The 26,955-nt window shown below is 50.2% G+C and carries 25 protein-coding genes and 1 other annotated feature; all 25 genes read right to left on the bottom strand.

The window, feature by feature from the left end:
* Positions 1-113: 113 nt before the first annotated feature.
* The 25 genes from pyrE to mraY all read right to left on the bottom strand — a co-directional run bounded on the left by pyrE (position 114) and on the right by mraY (position 26,954).
* Positions 114-755, bottom strand: a complete 642-nt coding sequence (gene pyrE / locus KNP87_RS01495; protein WP_026832579.1) for an orotate phosphoribosyltransferase — start codon at positions 753-755, stop codon at positions 114-116.
* Entirely contained in the window at positions 752-1,450 is a 699-nt protein-coding gene (pyrF, locus tag KNP87_RS01490) for an orotidine-5'-phosphate decarboxylase (RefSeq protein ID WP_214720623.1), read from the bottom strand. Before pyrF ends, pyrE begins: the two co-directional genes overlap by 4 nt.
* The gene (locus KNP87_RS01485; RefSeq protein ID WP_026832577.1) at positions 1,425-2,354 is read right to left on the bottom strand and encodes a dihydroorotate dehydrogenase; all 930 of its coding nucleotides are present in this window, start codon (positions 2,352-2,354) and stop codon (positions 1,425-1,427) included. Before KNP87_RS01485 ends, pyrF begins: the two co-directional genes overlap by 26 nt.
* Positions 2,351-3,082, bottom strand: a complete 732-nt coding sequence (locus KNP87_RS01480; protein ID WP_214720622.1) for a dihydroorotate dehydrogenase electron transfer subunit — start codon at positions 3,080-3,082, stop codon at positions 2,351-2,353. Before KNP87_RS01480 ends, KNP87_RS01485 begins: the two co-directional genes overlap by 4 nt.
* Entirely contained in the window at positions 3,079-6,291 is a 3,213-nt protein-coding gene (carB, locus tag KNP87_RS01475; protein ID WP_214720621.1) for a carbamoyl-phosphate synthase large subunit, read from the bottom strand. The genes KNP87_RS01480 and carB overlap by 4 nt, the downstream gene beginning before the upstream one ends.
* A complete protein-coding gene (locus KNP87_RS01470) occupies positions 6,284-7,372 on the bottom strand; it encodes a carbamoyl phosphate synthase small subunit (RefSeq protein ID WP_214720620.1) in 1,089 nt (362 codons plus the stop codon). Before KNP87_RS01470 ends, carB begins: the two co-directional genes overlap by 8 nt.
* Positions 7,365-8,636 carry a dihydroorotase gene (locus tag KNP87_RS01465; protein ID WP_214720619.1) on the bottom strand — a complete coding sequence of 424 codons (1,272 nt, stop codon included), beginning with the start codon at positions 8,634-8,636 and terminating at the stop codon, positions 7,365-7,367. Before KNP87_RS01465 ends, KNP87_RS01470 begins: the two co-directional genes overlap by 8 nt.
* A gap of 1 nt (position 8,637) precedes the next feature.
* Complete coding sequence (locus KNP87_RS01460) at positions 8,638-9,537, bottom strand: aspartate carbamoyltransferase catalytic subunit (protein WP_214721024.1); 900 nt, start codon at positions 9,535-9,537, stop codon at positions 8,638-8,640.
* 140 nt (positions 9,538-9,677) lie between these two features.
* Positions 9,678-10,994: a uracil-xanthine permease family protein gene (locus tag KNP87_RS01455; protein WP_214720618.1), complete on the bottom strand. Its 1,317-nt coding sequence runs from the start codon at positions 10,992-10,994 to the stop codon at positions 9,678-9,680.
* A 50-nt stretch (positions 10,995-11,044) separates the two neighbouring features.
* Entirely contained in the window at positions 11,045-11,575 is a 531-nt protein-coding gene (gene pyrR / locus KNP87_RS01450; protein WP_214720617.1) for a bifunctional pyr operon transcriptional regulator/uracil phosphoribosyltransferase PyrR, read from the bottom strand.
* Between the two features lie 241 nt (positions 11,576-11,816).
* A complete protein-coding gene (locus tag KNP87_RS01445; protein WP_026832569.1) occupies positions 11,817-12,740 on the bottom strand; it encodes an RluA family pseudouridine synthase in 924 nt (307 codons plus the stop codon).
* Positions 12,740-13,213, bottom strand: coding sequence for a signal peptidase II (lspA, locus tag KNP87_RS01440; protein ID WP_026832568.1), 474 nt, complete (start codon positions 13,211-13,213; stop codon positions 12,740-12,742). The genes KNP87_RS01445 and lspA overlap by 1 nt, the downstream gene beginning before the upstream one ends.
* A 71-nt stretch (positions 13,214-13,284) precedes the next feature.
* Positions 13,285-16,020 carry an isoleucine--tRNA ligase gene (ileS, locus tag KNP87_RS01435; RefSeq protein WP_214720616.1) on the bottom strand — a complete coding sequence of 912 codons (2,736 nt, stop codon included), beginning with the start codon at positions 16,018-16,020 and terminating at the stop codon, positions 13,285-13,287.
* Positions 16,021-16,079: 59 nt separating this feature from the next.
* Positions 16,080-16,308: a binding site (T-box leader), on the bottom strand.
* Positions 16,309-16,830: a DivIVA domain-containing protein gene (locus KNP87_RS01430; protein ID WP_026827944.1), complete on the bottom strand. Its 522-nt coding sequence runs from the start codon at positions 16,828-16,830 to the stop codon at positions 16,309-16,311.
* Between the two features lie 24 nt (positions 16,831-16,854).
* Positions 16,855-17,628: a YlmH family RNA-binding protein gene (locus KNP87_RS01425; protein ID WP_026832566.1), complete on the bottom strand. Its 774-nt coding sequence runs from the start codon at positions 17,626-17,628 to the stop codon at positions 16,855-16,857.
* Entirely contained in the window at positions 17,628-17,900 is a 273-nt protein-coding gene (locus KNP87_RS01420) for a YggT family protein (protein WP_028105981.1), read from the bottom strand. Before KNP87_RS01420 ends, KNP87_RS01425 begins: the two co-directional genes overlap by 1 nt.
* Before the next feature lie 2 nt (positions 17,901-17,902).
* Positions 17,903-18,226: a cell division protein SepF gene (locus tag KNP87_RS01415; protein ID WP_233550664.1), complete on the bottom strand. Its 324-nt coding sequence runs from the start codon at positions 18,224-18,226 to the stop codon at positions 17,903-17,905.
* A 201-nt stretch (positions 18,227-18,427) separates the two neighbouring features.
* Positions 18,428-19,099 carry a YggS family pyridoxal phosphate-dependent enzyme gene (locus tag KNP87_RS01410; protein ID WP_214720615.1) on the bottom strand — a complete coding sequence of 224 codons (672 nt, stop codon included), beginning with the start codon at positions 19,097-19,099 and terminating at the stop codon, positions 18,428-18,430.
* A complete protein-coding gene (pgeF, locus tag KNP87_RS01405; protein WP_214720614.1) occupies positions 19,086-19,862 on the bottom strand; it encodes a peptidoglycan editing factor PgeF in 777 nt (258 codons plus the stop codon). The genes KNP87_RS01410 and pgeF overlap by 14 nt, the downstream gene beginning before the upstream one ends.
* An 82-nt stretch (positions 19,863-19,944) precedes the next feature.
* Positions 19,945-21,102 carry a cell division protein FtsZ gene (ftsZ, locus tag KNP87_RS01400; RefSeq protein ID WP_028105979.1) on the bottom strand — a complete coding sequence of 386 codons (1,158 nt, stop codon included), beginning with the start codon at positions 21,100-21,102 and terminating at the stop codon, positions 19,945-19,947.
* 39 nt (positions 21,103-21,141) lie between these two features.
* A complete protein-coding gene (gene ftsA / locus KNP87_RS01395; protein ID WP_026832560.1) occupies positions 21,142-22,446 on the bottom strand; it encodes a cell division protein FtsA in 1,305 nt (434 codons plus the stop codon).
* Positions 22,447-22,676: 230 nt separating this feature from the next.
* Positions 22,677-23,456: a cell division protein FtsQ/DivIB gene (locus tag KNP87_RS01390; RefSeq protein ID WP_026832559.1), complete on the bottom strand. Its 780-nt coding sequence runs from the start codon at positions 23,454-23,456 to the stop codon at positions 22,677-22,679.
* Between the two features lie 61 nt (positions 23,457-23,517).
* On the bottom strand, positions 23,518-24,612 hold the full coding sequence (murG, locus tag KNP87_RS01385) for an undecaprenyldiphospho-muramoylpentapeptide beta-N-acetylglucosaminyltransferase (protein WP_214720613.1): 1,095 nt from the start codon (positions 24,610-24,612) through the stop codon (positions 23,518-23,520).
* The gene (gene murD / locus KNP87_RS01380; RefSeq protein ID WP_214720612.1) at positions 24,609-25,955 is read right to left on the bottom strand and encodes a UDP-N-acetylmuramoyl-L-alanine--D-glutamate ligase; all 1,347 of its coding nucleotides are present in this window, start codon (positions 25,953-25,955) and stop codon (positions 24,609-24,611) included. Before murD ends, murG begins: the two co-directional genes overlap by 4 nt.
* Positions 25,956-25,991: 36 nt before the next feature.
* Entirely contained in the window at positions 25,992-26,954 is a 963-nt protein-coding gene (mraY, locus tag KNP87_RS01375) for a phospho-N-acetylmuramoyl-pentapeptide-transferase (RefSeq protein ID WP_026832556.1), read from the bottom strand.
* Between the last annotated feature and the right edge of the window lies 1 nt (position 26,955).

Raw genomic sequence — 26,955 nt, 5'->3', positions numbered from 1 at the left:
TCTCGTTTTTTGACGGAATGGTCTGGAGCAGCATCATCCACGAGACAGAAAAACACTCGTTGTACGCACTTGCAATAAAACAGCGTGCGACAGACGAGTGATTTCTTGTACCATCAATTTTTTTCAGTTGCCGCCATGAACGCCTCACTCCACTTGACCGGATCAACCGCCCAGTCCTGCAGGCGGTCCTGTTCTTCGCGGGAAATGTACGTGGTCGCGACCGCAGTTTCCAGCAGTTCAGAAAATGTCAGTAAGGCATCCGCTTGAACGCGGGCCGCTTCTAGGTTTTCCATTAATCGTGTCATTCCATACGAGAAAATCGCTTGGATCCGCACGACCGTCGCACCTGCTGCCTCGACCGCTTGTGTCGCTTCAATCGAGGACATGCCGGTCGACAGTAAATCCTCAATGACGACGACGCGTTGTCCTGCTTGAATCCGTCCTTCGATTTGATTGCCTTTGCCGTGTGCTTTCGCACTGCCCCGGACGTACACCATCGGCAATCCGAGCCGTTCTGCGACCAGTGCTGCATGAGGAATTCCAGCCGTCGCAGTTCCGGCAATCACATCGACCTGAAGCGGTTTGATGCGTTCTGCGAGCAGATCCGCAATCAAGGTCCGGACGGCGGGACTCGACAACGTCAATCGGTTGTCACAATAAATCGGTGAGCGCAGACCACTCGCCCACGTATAGGGTCTGTTTGGTGCAAGTGTCACGGCTTCGATATCGAGTAGCGCTTTTGCGAGTTGATTCATGCTTTGATCCCCTTCCATTGTGTCAGTACCATTTCATACATCTGTTTCGGATCCGCTGCCTGTGTGATGGCACGTCCGATGACGAGATCCGTTGCACCAAATTGCCGTGCATCCGTGACGGTCGCAACCCGCTTCTGGTCATTTGCGTCCGTCCCGGCTGGTCGAATGCCCGGTGTGACCAATTGGAACCCCGTCCGACAAACGGTTTTAAGTGTCGGTGTATCGATGGCCGAGCAGACGACGCCGTCTAGTCCCGCCTGTTCCGCTTGTTGCGCATAATGCGTCACTACCTGATCCATCGCATGGGGAATCATCAAATCGGTCAACATCGCCTGATCCGTTGACGTCAGTTGGGTGACGGCAATCAAGCGCGTCGTCGGGGAGGTTTCCCGCAATCCTGCGAGTGCCGCCCGCATCATCGCCTCTCCACCCGCCGCATGGACATTGGTCAGTTCGACACCCAGTTGACCCAGAATCCGCATTGTACGGCGCGCTGTTTCTGGAATGTCGTGAACCTTCAAATCCAAGAACACGGCATGTCCTTGTTCCGTCAATCGCCGGACAAACGCAGGACCCTCAGCGTAGTACAGTTCCATGCCGACTTTTACCGCCGGACGGTATGGTGCCAATTGATTTAAAAATTGTTCGACCTCTGCTGCTGACTGAAAATCAAGCGCGATGTAAAGTTGCCCCATATGCTTTCCCCCTGATGTCTAGAATGTGTTCGATTCCTAATTCATCCATCCGTTTCGGCAGAGCTGAAATCAATTCCTGACAGATGAACGGATTGACGAAATTTGCTGTCCCGACCGCTACGGCGGACGCGCCCGCATAAATCATCTCAAGAACATCATCCACTTCCATGACACCGCCCATCCCGATAATCGGAATTTCGACGGCTTGAGCGACGTCGTGAATCATCCGGACGGCTACCGGTTTGATTGCCGGTCCGGACAAACCACCGACGCGATTCGCCAAAATGGGTTGTCCTGTCCGGACATCAATGCGCATGCCAACAAGAGTATTGATCATCGTCAGTCCATCCGCCCCTGCTTGTTCAACGGCCTGCGCCATGTCAACGATTGATGTGACGTTGGGCGACAGTTTCACGTAGACCGGTTTGTCCGAAACGGCTTTAACCCGTTTCGTCAGCTCGGCTGCCATCTTCGGATCCGTCCCGAATTGCATCCCGCCGGATTTAACGTTCGGACAGGAGATGTTCAGTTCAATCGCTTTGACGACCGGATCTTGACTGATTCGTTTCGTGACGGTCTCATACTCTTCCGGCGTCGAACCGGCAACATTCGCAATGATTTCCGTATCGAATTGACCAAGGAACGGCAATTTCTGGGCGATGATACCGTCGACGCCCGGATTTTGTAAGCCGATGGCATTGAGCATGCCCATCCCGCTCTCCGCAACGCGTGGTGTCGGATTGCCATACCGTTCTTCACCGGTCGCCGCCTTGATCATGATGCCGCCTAAGATCGACAAATCGTACAGTTTCGCAAATTCCTCGCCAAATCCAAAACAGCCGGACGCTGGGATAATCGGATTTTTTAATTGGAGACCGGGTAAATTAACCTGTAAACGACTCATAGAATCACCTCTTCTGCCCGAAAAACCGGACCGTCGGAGCAGGTCTTGACGTAGTGTCCATCCGGTGTCGGACAGACACAAGCGAAACAAGCCCCAATGCCGCAACCCATTCGATTTTCAATCGATAAAAATTTATGCGTGATCGGAACGTGTTGAATCGACCGCAACATCGGTTCCGGTCCGCAGGCAAACAACGTGTCAAACCGATTGGGTTCGAGTGCCGCGGTCACAAATCCCTGAACCCCGGCTGTCCCGTCGACCGTCGTGACGGTCGTCGGACCAAGCGCGCGGAATTCGTCTTCATAAAACACGCTGTCCGCCGTATCAAATCCAAGAATCGCTTCACAGGAAATTCCCCGTTCTACGAGTTTTCGCATCGTGTAGTAAAGCGGTGGTACGCCGATTCCGCCACCCACCAGCACAATCCGGGCGTCGGGCGCGACGTGCTGGACCGGAAACCCGTTTCCGAGCGGACCGAGAGCATCAATCTGATCTCCCGGACGTAACTGGGCGAGTTCTTTTGTCCCTTGACCGATTTCCTTAAACAAAAAGGTGATCAAGTCCCCTTCGACGTTGGCGATTGAAATCGGGCGGCGTAACAAGGGGCCGACCCGTAAGTGCATGAAACGTCCCGGTTCGATAACAGTTGCGTCAGGCAGACGACAGATTAACTCTGTCGCCCCCTTCGCGATTTGCCGGCGTGTCACGACCGTCAACATTTGGATCATCGGGTCACCGCCTTTTTCATGTAGTCGAACGGTTGGATGGCACTGGCTTCAAAGGATAAACTTTCGATGACACGCAACAAGGCTTCTGCTGTATCCAGTGACGTCAGACAGACGACATTGTTTTCTGCCGCCGCGCGACGAATGATGAAGCCGTCTTTGGTGACTTGGGAGTCACGGCTCATCGTATTGATGACATACTCCACTTCTGCTTTTTCAATGACATCGAGCATCGATCCTTTTTCCGAACCGATTTTTCCGACGACTTGAACACGCAACCCGTGTTCTGCCAGGAAACCGGCGGTGCCGGCCGTCGCAAGAAGTGTAAACCCAAGTGCTGTGAATCGTTTTGCGAGATCCAGCATTTCGTGTTTGTCCTGATCCGCGACGGTCATCAAGACGCGACCGTGTTCCGGAATCGCCATTCCAGAGGCGAGTAGTCCTTTGTAAAGTGCTTTCTCGAGTGTCCGGTCGGTTCCGATGACTTCGCCGGTGGATTTCATTTCCGGTCCGAGCGACGGATCAACTTCTTTTAACTTCGCAAACGAGAAGACCGGTACTTTGACGGAGACAAGGGCTTCTTCCGGTAAGACACCACTCTTTAATCCATAAGAAGCAAGCGTCTCTCCTAAAATGACGTTCGTCGCAAGTCGGGCAACCGGTAATCCGGTAACCTTTGAAATGAACGGGACAGTGCGACTCGCCCGCGGATTCACTTCTAAGACATACAATTCACCGTCCGCGAACACGAATTGGATGTTGAGCAGTCCTTTGATCCGGAAGGCTTTGGCGATCCGTGTCGTATAATCGACGATCAAATCCTTGATTGCTTGCGGCACCCGTTGCGGAGGATAGACACCAATCGAGTCCCCCGAGTGAACCCCGGCGCGTTCGATGTGTTCCATGATCCCCGGTATGACGACATCGTCCCCGTCGCAAATCGCATCTACTTCCAACTCCATCCCGGTCAAATACCGATCGACAAGGACCGGACGTTCCGGCGAGGCGATGACGGCGTGTTTCATATAGTGTTCCAGTTCCTGCTGTCCGTATACGATTTCCATCGCACGTCCACCAAGGACATAGGACGGTCGGACGAGCACTGGATATCCCAAGCCGTTTGCGGCTTCTGTCGCTTCTGCTACCGTAACCGCTGTTTTTCCGGGTGGCTGTGGAATGTTGAGTTGCGTCAAAGCAGCTTCAAACTGTTTCCGGTCTTCTGCCCGGTCTAAGTCTTCCAGTGACGTTCCAAGGATATTAACGCCTTCTGCTTCCAGCGATTCCGCCAGATTGATTGCCGTCTGTCCGCCGAACTGAACGATGACACCAATCGGCTGTTCATTCCGGATGACTTCCAAGACATCTTCCGTCGTCAAGGGTTCAAAATACAGGCGGTCGGAAATCGAGAAGTCCGTCGAGACGGTCTCCGGATTATTATTGACGATGATGGCTTCATAACCCGCCTCACGAATCGCTTGAATCGAATGGACGGTCGCATAATCAAACTCAACGCCTTGTCCGATCCGAATCGGTCCGGAACCTAACACGAGGATCGATGGACGGGTAGTCGGCATCGCTTCATTTTCGACTTCGTACGTCCCATAATAATACGGTGTGTCCGAAGCAAATTCAGCAGCACATGTGTCGACCATCTTATAGACCGGATGCAGTCCGGCATCTTGTCGGACATGGCGGATTTCTGTTTCCGTCTGTCCGGTCAGCCGTGCGAGCATCACATCACTGAAGCCGTAGCGTTTGGCATGACGGAGGCGTTCCTCGGTCAATCCGTTTTCGATGATGTCCTGTTCAATCTGGTAGATATGGTGCAGTTTTTCAAGAAACAGACGATCGATGTTCGTCCACGCGTGTAACTGTTCAACGGAGTAACCGCGCTCGATTCCCGCATATAAAGCAAACAACCGCTCGTCTGTCGCTTTGACGATTTGCTGGTGTAATTCCGCTTCCTCCATGCCGCCAAAACGCGCCATATGGAGATCCGACTGACCGATTTCCAGAGAACGGACCGCCTTGAGCAACGCTTCTTCCATCGTCCGTCCCATCGCCATGACTTCACCGGTCGCCTTCATCTGTGTGCCGAGCGTCCGGTCCGCCGATTCAAATTTATCAAACGGCCAGCGGGGAATCTTCGCGACGACATAGTCGAGTGCCGGCTCAAAAGAGGCGAAGCTCGTTTCTGTGATCGGGTTTTTTAATTCGGATAAGGCGTAACCCACCGCGATTTTAGCCGCTAATTTTGCAATCGGATAACCGGTTGCCTTAGAAGCCAGCGCCGACGAACGGGAGACCCGCGGGTTGACCTCAATGACGTAATACGTGAAGCTCAACGGATCCAGCGCAAACTGGATGTTACATCCCCCTTCGATGCCGAGTGCCCGAATGATATCGAGTGAGACGTTGCGCATCATCTGGTAGTCCCGGTCGGACAAAGTTTGTGTTGGTGCAAAGACGATCGAATCGCCGGTGTGAACACCGACCGGATCAAAGTTTTCCATCGCACAAACGATGATGGCTTGGTTCGTCGCGTCCCGCATGACTTCGAATTCGACTTCTTTCATGCCGGCAATCGATTTTTCCAGCAAGACTTGTGTCGCCGGACTGGCCTTCAGTCCCCCTTCGACGATGCGGATGAACTCGTCCATCGTCTCGGCGATGCCTCCGCCTGTTCCACCAAGTGTATAGGCGGGACGGATGATAATCGGGAGACCGATTTTCGCACAGAACTGTTCTGCTTCTTCCACCGTATGGACGATTTCACTTTCCGGCACACCATGTCCGAGTCTAAACATCAGTTTTCTGAACAAATCACGATCTTCCGCTTCCTCAATGGCGGATAATTTTGTCCCGAGCAGTTCGACGCCATATTCTTTCAAGACACCAAGACGGTCGAGTTCGACAGCAAGATTCAGACCCGTTTGTCCGCCGAGCGTAGCAAGTAAGGCATCCGGACGTTCTTTTCGGATGATCCGGGCAACGAATTCTGCTTGGAGGGGTTCGATGTACACCCGGTCCGCAACTGTCGGATCCGTCATGATCGTCGCTGGATTCGAGTTGACGAGTACGACTTCATACCCTTCTTCCTTCAAAGCTTGACAGGCTTGTGTTCCCGCGTAATCAAATTCTGCTGCCTGTCCGATCACGATTGGACCGGAACCGATGACGAGTATCTTCTGAATATCTTGACGTTTAGGCATGAGTGACCTCCTGTTGGTTCGTGATTTCTGTTAAAAACTGATCAAATAAATCGTTGGCATCGGTCGGTCCCGGCGAAGCTTCCGGGTGATATTGAACGGAAAAGACCGGATGTTTGGTATGACGGATTCCTTCTACTGTCCCGTCGTTGATCGCCCGGTGCGTCAACGCGAGGTTCAATCCGGCAAGCGATTGTTCTTCCACGGCATATCCATGATTTTGTGACGTGATACTGACTTGACCGGTTCGGATTTCCTCGACCGGGTGATTCGCACCACGGTGACCAAACGGTAACTTAAACGTATCTGCGCCATGCGCCAGGGCAATCAACTGATGACCGAGACAAATCCCGAAGATGACGACTTGCCCCGTCAATTCTTGAATCAATGGAATTGCCGTCGGGACGTCTTTCGGGTTCCCGGGACCGTTCGACAACATGACGCCGTCCGGTACATAATGGAGGACTTCCTTCGCCGTCACGTCGTACGGTACGACGACGACTTCACATCCACGGCGGACGAGCTCCCGGACGATTCCAAGTTTTGCGCCAAAATCCACGAGGACGATCCGGGGTCCGGCACCGGGAATGACGTAAGCCCGTTCCGTCGAGGCCCGCTTCACTTGATCAGTCGCCAGTTGCAGTTGCCGAATCTGATCGAGCTGTTCCTCCAAGTCGTATGCCCCATCGACCAGCACCCCCCGCATGACGCCTTTTGAACGAAGATGGCGGGTCAACTGCCGCGTATCGATGCCGGTCAATCCGGGAATGTTGAATTCCGTCATCGCGTCGGCAAGCGAGGTCTGTGACCGGAAGTTCGACGGCGTGTGGCAGATTTCACGGACAATCAGCGCTTTAGCAAGCGGTCGTGTCGTTTCATAGTCGTCCCGGTTCATCCCGTAATTTCCGATCAACGGATTCGTTAACACAATCATTTGATCACAATAGGAAGGATCCGACAACATTTCTTGATAACCCGTCATTCCGGTCTGGAAAACGACCTCTCCCATCGTCACCTCGTCTGCTCCAAAAGCTTCTCCCTCAAACACCAAACCATCCTCTAAAATCAACGTCCGTTTAGACATGTGTCATTTCCCCCTTGAATACGATTTCTCCGCCAACGATCGTCAGGACCGGATAGCCGGTCAAATGTTCCCCGCGAAACGGTGTGTTTTTCCCTTTTGAGAAGAACTGTTCCGGTTCGACCGCGCGGCTTGTCTGCAGATCCAGCAAAACAAGATCGGCCGGCGCCCCGACTTCGATCCGTCCATACGGCAGTTCAAACAATTCAGCAGGTGCTGCCGACAACCAGTCGATGACCCGTGCAAGCGGCAGGATTCCCGGTTTGACCAGCTTGGTGTAAAGCAACGCGAATGCCGTTTCAAAACCGGTGATGCCAAACGGGGCACGTTCGATGCCGAGTGCTTTTTCGTCTGCTGCATGGGGGGCGTGATCCGTTGCGATGCAATCAATCGTCCCGTCCAGCAAGCCTTCGATCAAAGCCTGCCGATCCGCTTCGCTGCGAAGTGGCGGGTTCATCTTGAAGTTTGGATCCCGCCCGATAATGTCGTCTTCCGTCAATACTAAATGGTGCGGCGTGACTTCCGCCGTCACCCGGATGCCTGCTCGTTTCGCATCCCGGATCACCCGGACCGATTCTTTTGTCGAGACGTGGCAGACATGATAATGGCAGCCGGTCGCTTCGGCAATCAAGACATCCCGTGCGATGTGAATGCTTTCCGCAAGTGACGGGATGCCTTGTAACCCTTCCCGTTTGCTGTACGTGCCTTCGTGGACACACCCCGCCTTGAGCGAATCATCTTCGCAATGGGCGACGATGCTTTTATTCAGGGCAGCAGCCCGGGTCATCGCCTCGCGCATGACGGAAGCACTTTGAACACCGACTCCGTCATCCGTAAAAGCAAAGGCATCGGTCAACTGTTCAAACGCGACGAGTTCCTGCCCTAGCTGATTTTTTGAAATCGCCGCATAAGGGAAAACACGGACAGAGGCCGTCTCCTCAATTTTTTTAAACAGTGCGTCAAGCGTTTCCCGGTCATCCGGCACCGGACGCGTGTTTGGCATCGGACAGATTGTCGTAAAGCCGCCTGCAGCCGCGGCCGCTGTTCCCGTCGCAATCGTTTCCTTGTGCTCGCCGCCCGGTTCACGTAAGTGGACGTGAATGTCGACGAACCCCGGCGCTACGAGATAGTCGTTCGCATCAATCACATGGTCCGTTTCCTTCGGTGTCGCATCCAGTTCCGTAAATAGCCCGTTCTCGATTCGGATGCTCGATTGTTGCCGTTCACCGTTTTTATACCACGTTGCATGATCAATTCGAATAGCCATCTTATATCGTCTCCTTTGTTGTCGGCTCATCAAAAGCCCGTTCTAAAATTGCCATCCGTGCAAAAACACCGTTTGTCATCTGGTCAAAAATCCGCGATTGAGGATGTTCCACGAGTTCTTCGGCAATCTCGACACCTCGATTGACCGGTGCCGGGTGAAGGACGATGGCTTCCGGACGAATCCGTGCCATCCGTTCATGCGTCAAACCATACCGTTGATGGTAGACCGTCGCCTCAAACGACTGGTCGTCCAAGTGACGTTCATGTTGCACACGCAACAGCATGATGATGTCACTGCTCGTCAACGCTTCGTCGATTTCTTGATACGCAATGCCTAACGTGTCGTCGAACCATTCACGGGGACCTGATCCGATGACGGTCGCACCTAATCGTTGCAAGACATGTGCATTGGATCGCGCGACACGGCTGTGTCTAAGATCTCCGCAGATGACAATCGTTTTCCCGGTGACATTCCCAAACGCTTCATACATCGTCATCAAGTCGAGCAACGACTGTGACGGGTGTTGTCCACTCCCGTCGCCGGCGTTGATGATCGGAATCCGGAGCTGTTCTTGTAAACGTTCGTAGTAGCCGGTCTCTCCGTGACGAACGATAAGTGCGTCGACCCCGATCGCTTCCAGCGTCTTGCAGGTGTCGAGCAACGTTTCGCCTTTTTGGACGGAGGACGTCGCTGTTTCAAAGGGCAAGACGTGCAGTCCGAGGTGATGTTCCGCCATTTCAAATGAACATTTTGTTCGTGTCGAGTGTTCGAAAAATAGGTTGGCGACTGTTTTGGTTACCGTCCTGTGCGGCGGAGCCCCTTGCTTTAGCTCTAATCCGCGTGCAATCAACCGTTCGATTTCAACCGTTGATAAGTCATCCAAACTGACGAAATGTGAAATGCGTTGCTGTGTCTGCATCTTATTCTCTCCTTTTGCCCACAAAAAAGCGCACCTTCTGATGTGAAGGTGCGCTGAAGAAGACAGGGCTGTTCACCTGCACTTCTGAAGGGCCTCCACTTTATCGTTCTCTCTGGAACGTCTTAAAAGTCGTTAGCTGCTCGTTTCGATTGTAAGGTATCTTGTTCGCTTTGTTCTGCTTCTACCGGCGTTTTCGGCAAGATCAGATTCAGGAGGATGCCGAGAACCGTTGCCAATGCCATGCCCTCTAAAGAGAAGTCGCCAACTTTCAGGGCGGCCCCACCGATACCGATGACAAGAATGACGGCCGTGATCGTTAAGTTTCGTTTGTCTGCCAGGTCCACTTTACTTTCAACCAATGTCCGGAGACCGTTGGACGCGATGACACCGAATAGTAAGATGCTGATCCCGCCCATGACCGGTGTTGGAATCGTTTTGATAAACCCTTCGACATAACCGAGGAAACCAAAGCTGATGGCAAGAACGGCGGCACCACCCAGGACAAACACACTGTAAACCCGCGTAATCGCCATGACACCGTTGTTTTCACCATATGTCGTAACCGGTGGTCCACCGAGCATCGAAGCGACCGTCTTGGCCAACCCGTCTCCGAGGACCGTCCGGTGCATCCCTGGATCAAGAAGCGTCTCGCGCCCGATGATCCGGGATGTCACTTTTTGTTCCCCGATATGTTCCGTCAACGTGACGAGCGTGACCGGAACGATGAGGGCGAGTGCCGCCCAGTTCAACGTGGGTGAGTAGTCGAGAAACGGTACCGTGAAGTCTGGAATTTGGAAGAAACTTGCTTGACGAAGCGAGGTGAAATCCACGATTCCGACAGCTACTGCGACAAGGTACCCCGTGCCGATCCCAAACAAGATCGGAACCGTGCTCCACATGCCTTTGAAGTACGTCATCGCAAGCAAGGTTACAGCAAGTGTCGTCAAGGCAACGAAGAACAATGTGCCGCTGTATTTGCCATCCGCATCGTTCATTGCCATGTTGACAGCGGTCGGAGCAAGCGATAAACCGATGACCATGATGACCGGTCCGATGACGACGGGCGGCAAGAGTTTCATCAGCCAGCCGACGCCCGTGTAGGTGATGATGAGCGACACCAGTCCGTAGACCAGACCGGCGACCATGCCGCCGACTAAGGCGTCTTCGACACCCCAGCGTTCACTGACGGCGATGATCGGCACGATATAGGCAAAACTCGAGCCTAAGTATGTTGGGACTTTGAAGCGTGTGACGGCGAGGAAAATCAAGGTGCCGACTCCACTTGCGACGAGGGCGACTGACGTGTTCAGTCCCGTTAATAACGGAACGAGGACAGTCGCGCCAAACATCGCGAAGACATGTTGCAGGCTGAGCATCAGCCATTGGAGAGGATGGTTCGGACGTTCTTGTACATCAAGAACTGCTGTGTGTTTTTTCATGAGGATAACTCCCTTTCTGGTCTCTCTGGACCACGTTAAAGGTATTTTGTTTAACGTTTAATGAATACTTGATCGGCGTCATCGACTTCTGACAACGCGACGACGACTTGTTCTTCCCGTGACGTCGGCACGTTCTTGCCGATGAAGTCCGGTCGGATCGGCAGTTCGCGGTGTCCCCGGTCCACCAGGACGGCGAGCTGGATCATACTCGGACGTCCATGGTCGACGAGTGCGTCCATCGCGGCACGGACAGTCCGCCCGGTGTAGAGGACATCATCGACGAGGACGATGATTTTTCCTGTTACGGTCTCCGGCATGTCCGTGCCCTTGATTTCCGGTTCCAGGCTTTTCTTCGATAAATCGTCCCGGTACATCGAGATATCAACGATACCGAGTAAAACCGGCTTCCCTTCAATCTGTTCAATCCGGCGGGCTAAACGACGGGCTAACGTTTCTCCCCGTGTCTTGATCCCGACGATCATCAGTTGATCGATTCCTTTGTTACGTTCGATGATTTCATGCGCAATACGTGTCAACGCGCGACCGATTGCTGCTTCATCTAAAATGACGGATGGTTTCATGACTGGCTCCTTTCTACAAAAAAACCTCCTGCGTAAAGTCGCAGGAGGTTGTTGAAGACAAAACGTGTCGGTAGCAGACAGCTACACGTGTATACACAAATTAAGTGTCTCCCTTTCGAAGCCTCTCCGGACTCGTTTAAAGGTGTGCTATAGGTAGGATCGTCAACGCGGACGACCGATTGTGAGGCAGATGTCTCGCATCGCTCTCTAGGTGTTACTCTACCGTTTTATCAGAAAAACGTCAAGACTCTAATTCGAGTTTTTTCAACTGACTGATTTCAAATGTCATCTCTTCCGGTAAATCGGCTTCAAAACGCAACGTCTCGCCAGTGCGTGGGTGCGTGAATCCGAGAACTGCGGCATGGAGTGCTTGACCGTTCATTTTCATCGTTTTCCGCGGTCCGTATTTCGGATCTCCGGCAAGCGGGAAGCCGATGTAACGCATGTGGACACGGATTTGGTGCGTCCGTCCTGTCTCGAGCTTACACTCGACGACGGTAAATCCTTCGTAGCGCTCAAGCACACGGAAATGTGTCACCGCTGCTTTTGAATTCTTGTCGGTCACGGTCATTCGTTGGCGGTCATTTTTGTCGCGTCCGACCGGCGCTTCGATTGTTCCGAGTTCATGCGGAATTTCACCGTGGACCAGGGCAATATACAACCGTTCAGTCGTTTTGTCCTTTAATTGTTGCGCCAAGGATTCATGAGCCAAATCATTTTTAGCGACCATCAGAAGACCTGATGTATCTTTGTCGATCCGGTGGACGATCCCAGGACGTTTCACACCATTGATGCCGGAAAGATCCTGGCAGTGGTACAACAAGGCGTTGACCAATGTACCCGATACATGACCGGCGGCCGGGTGGACGACCATTCCTTTTGGTTTGTTGATGACGATGACATCACTGTCTTCATACACGACATCCAGTGGAATATTCTCGGGTAATACTTCAAGTTCGACCGCTTCCGGAATCCGGACGAGAATGTTTTCTGTTCCGGACATCTTATAGTTCGGTTTCACGATGCGTCCGTCGACTTCGACATGACCGGCTTTTAGCCAATCCTGGACTTGTGAACGCGACCAGTCTTGTTGTTCCGCCAACCATTTATCGATTCGACCGGTTGCACCATTGGCTTTTACAGCCCATTCATTCTGTTCATTCATTAATCAATCGTTCCCTTCTTAGTCAAACGCTCTTCAAACATGACGCTGATCAGCATCAAAATCACCCCAAACGTCAAACAGACGTCTGCGATATTGAATATCGGGAAGTTGTAACCAAACGGATAAAAATGGAAAAAGTCAACGACTTCTCCGCGTGCCATCCGGTCGATGAAATTCCCGATCGCCCCGCCCAGTAATAAGGCAATGCTCCAAGCAAATACTTTGTTTTTTGTGCCTTCTTTATACAGAAAATAAATCAATCCGATGACGACGACAACGGTAATCACGAAGAAAAAGCCAAATTTCCCTTCTAACATGCCCCATGCCGCACCACGATTTCGGTAGGAATTCAAATAAAAGAAATTCGGAATGATCTCAATCGCCTGACCGATCGTCATTTGTTGGACGACGATCCATTTCGTCAATTGATCCACGCCGACGAGTACAGCAGCAATCGCTAAGTAAAGCCACATTCTTTTTTCCTCCACATCCAAAAATAATGAGGGACCGCTACGAAGTCGCCGCAGCTGCCCCTCCCTGACCATTATAAAGAATTGACGACCTCAGTACAACGTGGGCAAAGTGTCGGATGAGCCGGATCTTGACCAAGTTCGGTCGAATAGGTCCAGCATCGTTCACATTTTTCACCGTCTGCTTTGAAAACCGTGACTCCTGTCGTTTCGTATGTCTTCTCAGCCGAATCAACGAAAACAATCTGTGAGACTTGCAACAACTGTTCGAGGTGATCAATCGTCCCAAGCAACGCTTTTGTCTCGTCATTTGGCGCAAGCTCGAGCTTGGCTTCAAGTGTTTTCCCGACAAGTTTCTCCGCACGTGCTTCTTCGAGTGCTTTTAGGACGTCATCGCGGAAAACGAGGAAGCTGTTCCATTTCGCAATCAACGCCAGACCTTCTTCCGTCACTTCCGGTGTTTCCGGAAGATCCGTCAAGAAGATGCTTTTCGTTTCGACACCCGGAACGAATTCCCATGCTTCGTCTGCCGTATGCGGCAAGACCGGTGCCATTAATTGTAACAACGTCACGACCGTGTCATACATGACTGTCTGAACGGCACGACGCGCCGGTGCATCTTCTTTTTCGATGTAGAGGATGTCCTTCGTGTAATCCAGATAGAACGAAGACAAGTCCAAGACACAGAAGTTATGCAACAGTTGATATACTGCCATGAAGTCGTAGGCATCATAAGCCGCCTTCACTTTGCCGACGAGTTGGTCAAGCTTCGTCCGCATAAAGCGGTCGGACTCTGGTAAGTCCTCAAAAGCAACACGGTGTGTCGTATGATCAAACTGATCGAGGTTTCCGAGTAAGAAGCGGACCGTATTCCGGATTTTCCGGTACGATTCCGATACTTGCTTGAAGTTGTCCATCGAAGCGCGAACATCGGACTGATAATCAACGGAAGCGACCCACAGACGGAGAATTTCAGCTCCGAACTGTTGCATGATCTGGATTGGTGCAATCGTATTTCCGATTGATTTCGACATCTTCCGTCCTTGTCCGTCCAGAACAAATCCGTGACTGACGACCGCTTTATACGGTGCTTTCCCCGTCGTTGCGACGGCTGTCGAAAGGGATGAGTTGAACCAACCGCGGTATTGATCCGATCCTTCCAGATAAAGATCCGCTGGACGCTCGAGCTCCGGACGTGCTTCTAAGACACCCGCATGCGAGGAACCGGAGTCAAACCAGACATCCATGATGTCCGTTTCTTTTTTGAAGACACCATTCGGGCTTGCCGGATGCGTGAAGCCTTCCGGAAGCAAATCAACCGCTTCGCGCTCGTACCAGACATTTGATCCGTGTTCTGCGAACAGATTCGCGATATGATCAATCGTTTCCGGTGTGACGATTTCCGTGCCGTCTTCCGCATAGAAAATCGGCAGTGGTACACCCCACGCCCGTTGACGGGAAATGACCCAGTCTCCACGGTCTTTAAACATGTTGTGCAGGCGGGTTTCGCCCCACTCCGGTACCCACTGGACACCTTTGATCTCATCCAGGATTTCGGTACGGAAATCTTTGATCGAAGCAAACCACTGTGGTGTTGCCCGGAAGATGACCGGTTTTTTTGTACGCCAATCGTGTGGATACGAGTGTTTGATGAACGACAATTTCAACAAGGCGCCGGCTTCTTCTAAAGCAATTCCGATTTCCTTGTTTGCATCTTCATAGAACATGCCTTCAAAACCGGGTGCTTCTGCCGTCATGACACCTTTATCATCGACAGGACAAAGGATATCGAGTCCGTAGGCTTGACCGATTCTAAAGTCGTCTTCCCCGTGTCCTGGAGCCGTATGGACGACACCTGTTGCTTCCGCTGTGACGTGATCCCCAAGCATGACGAGTGATTCGCGGTCATACAGTGGATGTTTCGCTTTGATGTATTCAAAGTCCGCGCCGTTGAAGACACGACCTACCGTCGCTTCTTCCCAACCTAATGCTTCGATGACTTCCGGTACGAGTGTCTCGGCAACGATATAGCCTTTTCCTTGGTATTCGATGCGTGCATATGTCAACTCACCGCTGACAGAAATCCCGAGGTTCGCTGGAATCGTCCATGGTGTCGTCGTCCAGATGACGAAATGATCCGTCGGCTCCAAGATGTTTTTCCCGTCCATGACTTGGAACGCGACGTAAATGGCAGCCGATCGTTTGTCTTGATATTCAATTTCCGCTTCCGCGAGAGCCGACTCTGAAGAAGGTGACCAGTAAACCGGTTTTTTCCCTTTGTAGATGTATCCTTTGTTCGCCATGTCACCAAACAGACGGATTTGTGCCGCCTCGAACTCCGGTTGCAACGTGATATACGGATTGTCATAATCACCTAACACACCAAGTCGTTTAAACTGCTCTCGCTGATGATCGACTTGCTCAAGCGCATATTTCGCACAGAGCTTCCGGAATTCAGCAACCGACATCGACTTGCGGTCGACACCTGCTTTTTGTAAAGCCGTTTCGATCGGCAGACCATGCGTGTCCCAACCCGGTACGTACGGTGAACGGAATCCGTTCATCGACTTGTAACGGACGACGATATCTTTTAGGACTTTATTTAAGCCGTGCCCCATGTGGATGTCACCGTTTGCATAGGGAGGACCGTCATGTAGGATAAACGTCGGTTTCCCCGCATTTTTTTCTTGGACTGCTTCATAGAGATTCATCTCGTTCCAGCGTGCCTGCATGTCCGGCTCACGTTTTGGTAAGTTTCCTCGCATCAGAAATTCCGTTTTCATCATCAATAATGTATCTTTGTATTCCATCTGGCATTCCCTCACTTGTCTGTATTTTTAAGTACAAAAAAAAGCCAAGCTCATCCCCTGATAGGGACGAGTTTGACTTGAACTCGCGGTACCACCCTACTAGCAATCCTTACGAACGGATTACCACTTAAGAGCCCGATAACGAGGGCGAAACGACGGAACTTACTGCATTTGTTCAGTCCCGTACTCAAAGGGGATATTTTTTTCCATTCACTGGTCGGGCTCACACCGTTTCCCGATTCGCTGACAGTATCCTGATAAAAAACGTGTCCTTCTCACTGCTTTACTTTATATGACATCGTCGTCATTATACGCAACTGCCGGAATCTCGTCAAGCGCACCTCGCGTCGAACTATCAAACGCATCCCAATCGTGACTCGTCAATAATTCCATCTGAGCATCAATCAACACTTTGAACCGGTTTCGGTACAGCTCGATTTTTTTACGCATCTGTTCGACTTCAAAGTCCGTCCGTTGGGCGCGGCGTTGCGCTGCATCTTGTAACTGCTCCGCTTCCCGTTCCGCTTGTTTGACGATCAGGCTCGCTTCTTTCGTCGCGTTGGCCTTCACTTCTTCTGCCGCTTCTTGCGCGACGATGATCGATTTGTTTAATGTTTCTTCCATCGAACTGAAGTAATCGACACGAGACTGCATGTTTTGAATGACTTCTTGTTGTTGACGGTTTTCCCGAAGCAACAATTCAAAATCCTTGATGACTTGATCAAGAAATTCATTGACCTCATCTTCGTCATACCCGCGAAACTTCCGTGTGAATTCCTTATTGTGAATATCAAGTGGCGTCAATGGCATAATGAATCCTCCTCAGTTTGTTTGTTAACCTTTTAACAGACCGTATTGCAGTTTGATCCGATCCCGTTTCGTTGAACCGAGTACGGCAATCAACTTGACACGACCTGTTCCGCGAAGGGACAGTAAATCCCCTTCATCTAACAGAAAACTTGGATCTTCCACGATTTTATAATTGACTTTACTTTCACCTTGCTTAATCAAGCTTTGCGCTTTTTGTCTCGAAAAACCAAGAATCTCGCTGACTACGGTATCGAACCGCAGGGAACTGACAAAACCTAACTCTTCTTGCCATTCCTGCTCTTTGATTTTCAATTGTTCTTCCGAATCCACGACGGACAAACGGATTTTGGTCTTGCCCGCCCGATCGACATTCGCTTCGATATACGAGGCAACTTCTTTCGCGACAGCAAATTGCACCGTCTGGTCCTGAATCACCACATCGCCGAACTTTCCGCGTTTCAGCCCAACATTCAACAACGTGCCGGTCACCTGTCGATGCGACAGTTCAACGAATTTTGTAGGATAATGAATACGATAAATGGCAATATCAAAGTCGTCTGCATCGAGGTCATAATAATCAGGTGCAATCAATGCACGCTGTCGTTCTGCGCCTTCGAAACCGCCCTCAAAAAAGAGGGCGCATTTCGTACCGACGAGTTCCCGTGTGATTTGCTGTTCGCGTGGATCCAAAAAATCAGTTAGCTTAAACGTATAGGTCGCTTCAACATGGTCGATCCAGTTTAAGACAAGATCGACAAACTCCCGCTCATGTCCGCGATAATGATCATAAACACTCATTACAGGAAGATAGCCCGGATTCCTGCCTGTGCCAAATTAAGCACAAGAAAGGCAACGATTGGTGAAATGTCAAGCATACCTCCGATGGGCGGGATAATCCGTCGGAACGGTGCAAGAAACGGTTCGACTAACATCGCTAAGACCTGACCGAATCTGGATTCCCGTGCATTCGGGAACCAAGAAAGTAAAATGTAGACGATCATGACGTAGCTGTAATATTGAAGTAATGTGCCAAGTGTACGCCCGATTGCATACATGACTTGTGAATCCATGTTTACCACCCCTTATGGTTGATATCATCTTCGCCGAGCAGATTGGAAATACTTCCTGCTAGCTCGACGTTGTTCGGAACACAGAGGAGTGTATTTTGACTAATCGTCGTAATCGTCCCGTCCAGAGCAAACACGACACCGGATAGGAAATTGATCATCTGGCGTGACTGATCTTTAGACATCCGTTGCATGTTCACGATGACGGCACGATTTTGACGAAGGTGTTCGCCAATCTCTTGCGCTTCGTTGAACACACGTGGTTCACTCAAAATCACTTGTGATTTTGCCTTTTTAGTATGAATCGGTACGATGTTCGATTGTCTCACAGGGTCCTCCTTTTGAGTAACACTCGGGGTAGATTCCTCGTAATACTCGTCGTATTCTTGCTGTGAAGCACCTCTACCTTTATTTATTGTAGCATCATTTTCGTATTCGAGTTCATCTAAATCGTCTGTGTTTCCGAGAAATAGATTTTGCATTTTCGATTTGAATCCCATATCGATTCTCCTTTCGCTTATCTAGACAATTTATCGTTGGACTAAAACAGTACCCACTCGAACGTATGTCGCACCCTCTTCAATGGCAATCTCATAGTCGGAAGACATGCCCATTGATAACTCCGTACACGGTGCATGGGGAAGGTGACGTGCTGCAACTTCATCCCGCAAGTGACGAAGCGATCGGAACACGGAGCGAATCGTCTGCTCGTCTTCTGTCAAGGGTGCCATCGTCATCAAGCCGATGACCCGAATCATCGGATATTGACCGACCTCGTGTAAAAAGGAGTGGATATCGGTTGGATGGATTCCTTGTTTGGACTCTTCGCCGGATACGTTGACCTGTACAAAACAATCGACAGGCTGTTTCGCCCGCTTGTTGATTTCCTCGGCGAGGTGCAACCGGTCAAGAGAATGCAACACATCAATCCGATCGATGACCTGACGCACCTTTCGTGTTTGCAGTGTCCCGATGAAATGCCATTCGCATGCCGTGCGACCCAGTGCTGCCTGTTTGTCCGCCAATCCTTCCGGACGGTTTTCACCCAGTGCGGTCACTCCTGCCTTCAGCAACTCCGCCGCTACTTCGCTTGACACTGATTTCGTCACGCCAATCAATTGTACCTGCTTGTTTTGCTCAGTCTTTTCATATGCCTGTTTCATTTTTTGGTGTACGTGTTGTACATTTTCAGAGATTGACATCAAGAGGCTCCTTTACAATCAAACTAGCAAATCGTCCACCGTGATCGCCATGTCGGTAGGAGAAATAATCTTCCGCCTGGCAATTCGTACAGATGCCTGTATCGAGCACATCACCGACTCCACTTCGTTCTGCTAACATCGCATTCGTTTTTTGGAGGGACAACATCGCTTTGCCGTTTTCCTTCCGGACGTACGGCGATTCTTCTAGTCCGAGTTGATCGATGGCTTCAAGCACAGGACCATCCACTTCATAACAACATTCCCGAATCGACGGTCCGATTACCATCTGGACGGAAGAGCGCTCTGCTCCTGCTTGTTCCATCTTCGTCAATGTCTCTTCGACGATGTTCGCTACGGTTCCCCGCCATCCGGCGTGGACATTTGCGATGATGCCTGTTCGCGGATCACAGAAGATCAACGGCACACAATCAGCAAATAACATCATCAACAAGACATTGGAGTCGGTCGTCACCAATCCGTCTGTACCCTTAATGGCCGTATCATAATCGGATGCGCCACGCCCTGAATCGAGTGTCGTCACCTGTTCGACATGATTGCCATGAATTTGTTCCGCCCAAACGGAATTTTCAAGTGCTAATTCCAATTGTCGGACGATGACTTGACGGTTTTCGACGACACCGTTTGCATCATCCTTGACATGTAATCCAAGATTTCCATTTCCATGTGGCGCTGCAAACTTTGTGGTGAATGCTGCCCGAACGGTTCCCGTCGGGGTATCCCATTTTATCCATTGACCAAACATCTCATCCCATCCTTTTTTAAAAAAAGAGGTGTCGCTTACGCGACACCTCTTGATCTAGCAATCGTGTCTTTGGAATACCGGTTTAGCGATTATTCCGGCGAAGGAAAGAAGGAATATCCATCGTCTCTTCGACATCTGACCCTTTTGCTGGTTCTTGGTTCGAGCTACTAGGTGTCTCTTCGACTTGTGGTTTCGGCTCTTCAGCAACTGGTGATGGTGTCGCTTGCTTTTTCTTCAACAAGTTTTTCATCATTTCTTGTGCTGACGGAATTTCGAAATCGAGTGGTTCGTTTTCAAATTCTGTTGCGATGACCGTGACGATGATTTCATCTTCGAGGTTATCGTTAATGACCGAACCGAAGATCAAGTTCACTTCTTCATCCGCGGCACTTTGAACGATTTGAGCGGCTTCCGTCACTTCATACAGGCTCAAGTTCGCACTTCCGGTAATGTTCATCAAGACACCTTTTGCACCTTCGATCGATGTTTCGAGCAACGGACTAGAAATTGCTTTTTTCGCAGCTTCCGTCGCACGGTGTTCACCTGTTGCGACACCGACACCCATTAACGCTGAACCTTTTTCTGTCATGATCGTTTTTACATCGGCAAAGTCTAAGTTGATCAGACCAGGAACAGCAATCAGATCCGTGATCCCTTGAACACCTTGACGAAGAACGTTGTCTGCCTCTTTGAACGCTTCAAGCATCGGCGTATTACGGTCAACGATTTCAAGCAACTTATCGTTTGGAATGACGATGAGTGTATCTACTTTTTCTTTGAAGTTTTGGACACCAGATACAGCATGTTGCATCCGCTTACGTCCTTCAAACATAAATGGTTTCGTGACGACACCAACTGTCAATGCACCGATTTCTTTTGAAATCTCCGCGATGACAGGAGCAGCTCCTGTTCCTGTACCTCCGCCCATTCCAGCCGTGACGAAAACCATGTCCGCACCCGAAAGAATTTCCGTTAACTGCTCGCGACTCTCTTCAGCGGCTTTTTTTCCGATTTCCGGATTTGCTCCCGCTCCAAGACCGCGTGTCAATTTTGCGCCCAATTGAAGTTTGACGTCCGCTTGAGACATATTTAACGCTTGCGCATCCGTGTTGACAGCGATGAATTCTACGCCTTGGACACCATGTTCAATCATTCGGTTGACAGCGTTTGATCCACCGCCACCTACTCCGATGACTTTGATTTTAGCTACTTGGTCCATCATTTCATCAAAATGCAACATAAAAGGGGCCCCCTATTTTTTTATACTGATTATTTTTTATTAACCGAAAAATTTCTCAAAGAAACTACTGAATGACTTGCGTTCTTTTGGAGGCTGTTCTTGCGGCTTTCGATCTTCGCGTGCAGGTGCTTGAGGCTGACTCGCCAACAGCTCTTCTTGTTCACGCCCTTGTGCGATACTACCCTTTTCATCCGCACGGTCAAACCCGGACTTAGAAACTGTACTTCGTGACAGGACGTAACGTAACATCCCAGCAGCCACTGCATACTTTGGATGACGGATACCGAGGCTCGCCGGCTGATAGACGTTGACGTTCTGTTTGAAGATCCGCTTCCCGAGCTGATCGATTCCAGGAAGCGACGAACTTCCACCGCAGAGAATGATACCGCTGTTCATTTGCGAATAACCGGCTTGCGTCATCCGCTTCTGAATCATTTCAAAAATTTCTTCAAGGCGTGCTTCGAGTACGAAACCAATTTCCGTTTGCGGTTCGAAACGGTGTTCCCCGTTGATTGTGACGTACGAAACTTTTTCTTCCGGATCGCCTAGTGCTTCAAGCGCAACCCCGTACTCTTCTTTTGCAAGCTTTGCATCTTGGTATTTACAATTCATTTTATACGTCAAATCGCGTGTCAGGTGATCGCCACCATACGCTAATGTCGTGGAATACACTAAGTCATTTTTTTCGTAAATCGAAAGCGTCGTTGTTTCGTGTCCGATATCGACAATCCCGACACCAAGTTCCAATTCATCGATGGAAGCAGCAATTCTTGAGACGGCTAAGCTTTCTAGCACATATCCCGCAAGTTCCAAGCCCGCTCGTTCGATGGAACGTTTGATGCTATGTAGAATCGTCTTCGCACCAATGATCAGTTTCCCGGTCACTTCTAAGCGATAACCAATCATTCCGCGAGGATCCGTAATCTCCGTTTGCTGGTCGACCGTAAAGGTTTTCGGAAGAACATCTACGACACTCAGCTCATTCGGAATGCGCATGACCATGGCCGAATGAAGGACATCCTTTACGTCATCGTCCGTGATTTCATTGTCCTCACCCTTGATGGATGTCATGCCTTGGCAATCCTTCACTTGAATATGCTCACCAGAAATCGCTACGTATACTTCACCAATCGGTTCACCAAGTGTTCGTTCCACTTCTGTGACCGCTTGTTTAATGGCATTCACTGTTTGATCGATATCGACGATGACACCTCGCTTGACGCCAGCAGACGGAGCAGATCCTTCCGCTAACACATTCAGCGTTCCACCAAGAAGTTCACCAACGATGAGTTTCACTTCCGATGTCCCAATGTCTAGTGCGGCAATCGTACCTTTCGTTTCCATGGGAGTGACACCTCCACTTTCATAATACTAATCCAATTCGTTCCTGTTTATATTCACAGGAATCAAGAGAAGCTTCTTCTCGTTTAAGTCTACACTATAAAAAACCTCACGAAAAGAAGTTATTGCCTAACATACCCATCTAATAGATTACGATTTGATGACGATACGCCCGGTTTCTTCCTAATGAAAACAAACGTTTGTTAAACCGTTCTATCTCGCCCTGTGTTTTTCTATTTTTTTCCTGTATATGGTTTGAAATAGATTCCACCATCAATTGTAATCGTCCCTGTTTTTCCTTTTGGCAAGGCGGAAATCACTTTGACATATTCATTCAACGAATTAGAAAAAGCCGACGTACTCAATAAGACGGTATTCCCGTCTGTCATGAATAACTTCAATCCCCCTTTATCGGTCTGATCGTTGGCGACGATTTCCGAAATCCGACTCCGGACTTTCGGTTCAATCTTCACGAGTTCTTTCGTCAGACGTTGCAGGGATGGATCGGTGAATCCGGTTAGAATCGGTGCATCGAACAGCTCTTCCTTTGACTTACCAGGAAGGATCGTACCATCTGCCAATACAATCCGGGCACCGGGTTTATCTTTCGCGTACGCAATCTCTTTTTCTTCGACGACTTCTACTTCATAGTGGTGAAGAAATCGTTTTTTCATCGTCGCTTCCCGAATACCCGGTACATCTTCGATTCGTTCCAGTACGGCCTCTTCCGACACATTGAAAGCATGTGTCTCCTTGACCTTAATACGCGATGCTTGAATGATGTCTTCCTTCTTGACGTTAATCGTGCCGTCGACATCAAATGTCGCGACACGTGAATAACTGGATTGAAGGTAAAAGACGACACCAATCAATAGACCGATCAGGATGAGGACATAGATTAGACGGCGGTTTGCTTTCTTCCGACGCTGCTCACGGACATATGGAATTTTATCTTCTAAGCTACGGACAGTCGTATCCGTCTGCGGCTGTCTTTTCGGTCGTTGTTCCCTCACGTAAGCCTCTCCCTCCATACTCATTCATTTCAGTTCCTTATCGGTCTATTCCTGCTTTGATTTAATTTTTTTGTTGGATCAACCGCAACAGCTCGTCGACTAAGTCACTTGCTGCGTCCGGCATACCGAGTGCCAAAGAGGCTTTTGACATCGCTTCCTGCTCGGCAATCGCCGTCGTACAGGCTTCGAACAGACGGTCGCCCGTCAATTCCTTTTCGCGCACGAGCAGACTGGCTCCCGTTTCGACAAGTGACGAGGCATTCACTTCTTGATGATTTTCCGTCACGTAAGGGCTCGGAATCAAAATGCTCGGTAAACCAAGCGTCGTCAATTCCGCCAACGTACTTGCCCCTGATCTTGAGATGACCAGTTGACTGGCTTTTAAAATCAAAGGTAAATCATAGATGAACGGTCGCAGTTGAATGCGTTCCGGTAACGTTCCAAGTTGTGCCTTGATTGTTTCGTAATGGACCTGTCCCGTAACGAACAACAATGACCAGTCGGTGTTTTCCAGTCGTGGAATCATCTCGACGACCGCCTGATTGATCGCCGGCGCACCCCGGCTTCCACCATAGACGACGATCAAGGGACGTCCTTCTTCAAACCCGTATTTCCGCCGTTCTTCCACCGGATTGATTTCCAACAAAGCAACTTCGGAAGCACGCGGATTACCGATTAAAATCGTTTTTGCTTCGTTTTTCCCGAAGTGATGACCGGAGCCTTTAAAGGACAAAGCGACACGATCCACATAGCGGGCTAAAAATTTATTTGTAATTCCGGGTAAACTGTTTTGCTCATGAACTAATGTCTTGTACCCCATCTTCGCTGCCGTATACAGAACGGGACCACAGACGAAACCGCCTGTCCCGACTACGATGTCCGGTTCGAAATCGCGTAACAACTTCCGGACACGGACGACACTTTTCAAAAATCGGATGCCGGTCTTGACATTTTCAAATGAAAGCGACCGGCGGATTCCTGAAATTTCGATGGATTCAAACGGAATTCCCGCGCGTCGGACGATGTCTGCTTCCAATCCATTTTCCGTCCCGATATAGAGAACGTCACATGGCATGCGGCGTTCGATTTCCCGAATCATTGCCAAAGCCGGATAGATATGACCACCCGTGCCTCCTCCAGAAACTACAATTCTCATTTCGCCGCGCCTCCCTGTTCTTGGACGGAGCGAATGAAGTGTTCTCCGCGCTCTTCGTACGTTTTATATTGATCCCAGCTGGCAGAAGCCGGTGACAGTAAAATGATGTCGCCCGGTTCAGAAACGTCAAATGCGGCTTTCACCGCTTCTTCCATCGCTTGTGTAACTGTTGCTGCCACATGTTGTTGCTCTGCCAACTCAGCGAAACGTTGACCGGTCTCGCCTAAACCGATGACATGCTTGACATGGGTCATCGCATGACGGAGCGGACTTAAGTCTGCCCCACGTTCAAGACCCCCGCACAACCAAACGATCGGCGCCGTGAAGCCGGATAAAGCGGCTTCTGTCGCGACGTTATTCGTTGCTTTTGAGTCATTGTAGACTTTGCGCCCCTTGAACTCTCCGATGTATTCCGTCCGGTGGGCGACGCCACCAAATGTCCGTAACACATCCTGAATGTCTGTCATGGCGATGGCGAAGGGTTCGATCAACGTCAGGGCTGCCAAGACGTTTTCTAGATTGTGACCCCCGCCTAATGCCAACTCATTGACCGGCAGTACCGGCGTCTCACCGATGATGATCATCCCGTCTTCCACCCGGGCATACGCGGATTGTTTACGTGAGAACGTCAAGCGTTGCGCTGCCGTCTGTTCGCTCAACTGCATGACATGGCGATCATCTGCATTGACGACGAGACGTCCGGAGGCCTCCATATTCTCAAAAATCCGTGCTTTCGCTTCAGCATACGAAGCAACATCCCCGTGATAATCGAGATGTGCCGGCGAGAGATTCAAAAAGGCTGCACTGACTGGTTGAAAAGCATCAATCCCCATCAGTTGGAAGCTCGACAGCTCAATCACGATTACATCTCCTGCTTGTGCCTGTTGCGCAATTTCAACTGCCGGAAATCCGATGTTACCAGCCAGATGGACACGTGCTTGACCACGGCGCAACAGCTCGTGCACCAGTGTCGTCGTCGTCGTTTTTCCATTGGATCCGGTAATCGCCACCCAGCTCGCGCCGGTTGCCCGATAAGCTAATTCCACTTCCGTCCAAATCGGGATTCCTTGTGCCAAGGCTGCTTGCAACAACGGAATCTGATACGGGATCCCTGGATTTTTAACGATCAGCTCGACTCCTTCAAGTAAGGATAGAGGATGACTGCCAAAAATCGTCTCGACCTTTAATGTTTGTAATGTCTCGACATCTTCTACGCTGGGTGTTCCACCATCATTGACGGTGACGTCGGCCCCTGCTTGGACTAAGTAGTGAGTTGCTGCAATACCACTCTTGGCCGTTCCAAGAACCAGTACCTTTTTTTTATCCAGTTCAGAGATCTTCATCTTTAAATCGCTCACTTTCTTGACCACAAATTTCAGTTATACAAACAGGTAGGCGATGAACGCCATGATAAAGCTGATCGAAGCAAACGTTCCGACAATCCGCCACTCACTCCATCCGACCATTTCAAAATGGTGATGGATCGGACTCATCTTAAAGATCCGTTTTCCTGTCGTTTTAAAGGAGATGACCTGTAAAATGACGGACAGCGTCTCGACGACAAACACGATACCAATCAAGACGAGCAACAGTTCTAGTTTCAGTAAAATCGACAAGCCGGCTAGCGCCGCCCCTAATGCAAGTGATCCGGTATCCCCCATGAAGATTTTAGCCGGATAGACGTTAAAGACTAAGAAACCGATCAAGGCACCGACTGCTGAAAAAGCAAACAAGGCGACACCCGGCTCATCTGCAATCAACCAACCGTATAATCCAAAGAATAAGAAAGTTGGGATCGCTGTAAAGGAGACCAGCCCATCCAGTCCGTCCGTCAAGTTAACGGCATTCGAAAAACCGACCAGCCAAAACAAGGCGACGAACGGATACAGAAGACCAAAATCAAGCGACAACGACGTAAACGGAATCGAGAGATAAGTGGCTTCGCTTGTAAATCCACCACTCAACCAGACGAAGAGCAGTCCAACCACAATTTGACCGATTAGTTTTTGTTTGGAATTCAAACCGAGGTTCCGTTTTTTGACGACCTTGATGTAATCATCGATGAACCCGATTGCTCCATAGGCAAGCGTCAAAAAGAGTAACGACAAATGACTTGCTTCAAAGCCATTCGTAAACAACGTGACGATGAGACTTCCGATCATCGCCAGTAAAATCACGATACCGCCCATCGTCGGCGTTCCAGATTTCACTTGGTGCCAGTCCGGACCTTCTTCGCGGATTTCTTGACCAAATTTCAGACTGTGCAAAAACGGAATGGCTTTTGGCATCACGAGTACGACAACCAAAAACGCAACAATTAAACTGATGAATAACGTGATCATT

Source organism: Exiguobacterium sp. s192 (assembly GCF_018618795.1).
Taxonomy (GTDB): domain Bacteria; phylum Bacillota; class Bacilli; order Exiguobacteriales; family Exiguobacteriaceae; genus Exiguobacterium_A; species Exiguobacterium_A undae.
The sequence above is the reverse complement of the archived record's forward strand: the minus strand, read 5'-3'. Positions and strand labels throughout refer to the sequence as shown.

Bases quoted from the DNA above. Each gene is read 5' to 3' on its own strand.
- lspA (WP_026832568.1), bottom strand. From the start codon at position 13,213: ATGTGGCTTTACTTAGCGATTGCTGCTGTACTCGTCGGCGTGGATCAA.
- pyrE (WP_026832579.1), bottom strand. From the start codon at position 755: ATGAATCAACTCGCAAAAGCGCTACTCGATATCGAAGCCGTGACACTT.
- ftsA (WP_026832560.1), bottom strand. From the start codon at position 22,446: ATGGAAACGAAAGGTACGATTGCCGCACTAGACATTGGGACATCGGAA.
- ileS (WP_214720616.1), bottom strand. From the start codon at position 16,020: ATGGAATACAAAGATACATTATTGATGATGAAAACGGAATTTCTGATG.
- KNP87_RS01470 (WP_214720620.1), bottom strand. From the start codon at position 7,372: ATGTCTAAACGGACGTTGATTTTAGAGGATGGTTTGGTGTTTGAGGGA.
- KNP87_RS01420 (WP_028105981.1), bottom strand. From the start codon at position 17,900: ATGGATTCACAAGTCATGTATGCAATCGGGCGTACACTTGGCACATTA.
- murG (WP_214720613.1), bottom strand. From the start codon at position 24,612: ATGAGAATTGTAGTTTCTGGAGGAGGCACGGGTGGTCATATCTATCCG.
- KNP87_RS01465 (WP_214720619.1), bottom strand. From the start codon at position 8,636: ATGGCTATTCGAATTGATCATGCAACGTGGTATAAAAACGGTGAACGG.
- KNP87_RS01425 (WP_026832566.1), bottom strand. From the start codon at position 17,628: ATGAGTGTTTATGATCATTATCGCGGACATGAGCGGGAGTTTGTCGAT.
- KNP87_RS01480 (WP_214720622.1), bottom strand. From the start codon at position 3,082: ATGATCCAAATGTTGACGGTCGTGACACGCCGGCAAATCGCGAAGGGG.
- ftsZ (WP_028105979.1), bottom strand. From the start codon at position 21,102: ATGTTGCATTTTGATGAAATGATGGACCAAGTAGCTAAAATCAAAGTC.
- murD (WP_214720612.1), bottom strand. From the start codon at position 25,955: ATGAAGATCTCTGAACTGGATAAAAAAAAGGTACTGGTTCTTGGAACG.
- KNP87_RS01445 (WP_026832569.1), bottom strand. From the start codon at position 12,740: ATGAATGAACAGAATGAATGGGCTGTAAAAGCCAATGGTGCAACCGGT.
- mraY (WP_026832556.1), bottom strand. From the start codon at position 26,954: ATGATCACGTTATTCATCAGTTTAATTGTTGCGTTTTTGGTTGTCGTA.
- KNP87_RS01485 (WP_026832577.1), bottom strand. From the start codon at position 2,354: ATGAGTCGTTTACAGGTTAATTTACCCGGTCTCCAATTAAAAAATCCG.
- pyrR (WP_214720617.1), bottom strand. From the start codon at position 11,575: ATGAAACCATCCGTCATTTTAGATGAAGCAGCAATCGGTCGCGCGTTG.
- pyrF (WP_214720623.1), bottom strand. From the start codon at position 1,450: ATGGGGCAACTTTACATCGCGCTTGATTTTCAGTCAGCAGCAGAGGTC.
- pgeF (WP_214720614.1), bottom strand. From the start codon at position 19,862: ATGTTTGGTCAATGGATAAAATGGGATACCCCGACGGGAACCGTTCGG.
- carB (WP_214720621.1), bottom strand. From the start codon at position 6,291: ATGCCTAAACGTCAAGATATTCAGAAGATACTCGTCATCGGTTCCGGT.
- KNP87_RS01430 (WP_026827944.1), bottom strand. From the start codon at position 16,830: ATGCCATTGACGCCACTTGATATTCACAATAAGGAATTCACACGGAAG.
- KNP87_RS01455 (WP_214720618.1), bottom strand. From the start codon at position 10,994: ATGAAAAAACACACAGCAGTTCTTGATGTACAAGAACGTCCGAACCAT.
- KNP87_RS01410 (WP_214720615.1), bottom strand. From the start codon at position 19,099: ATGTCAATCTCTGAAAATGTACAACACGTACACCAAAAAATGAAACAG.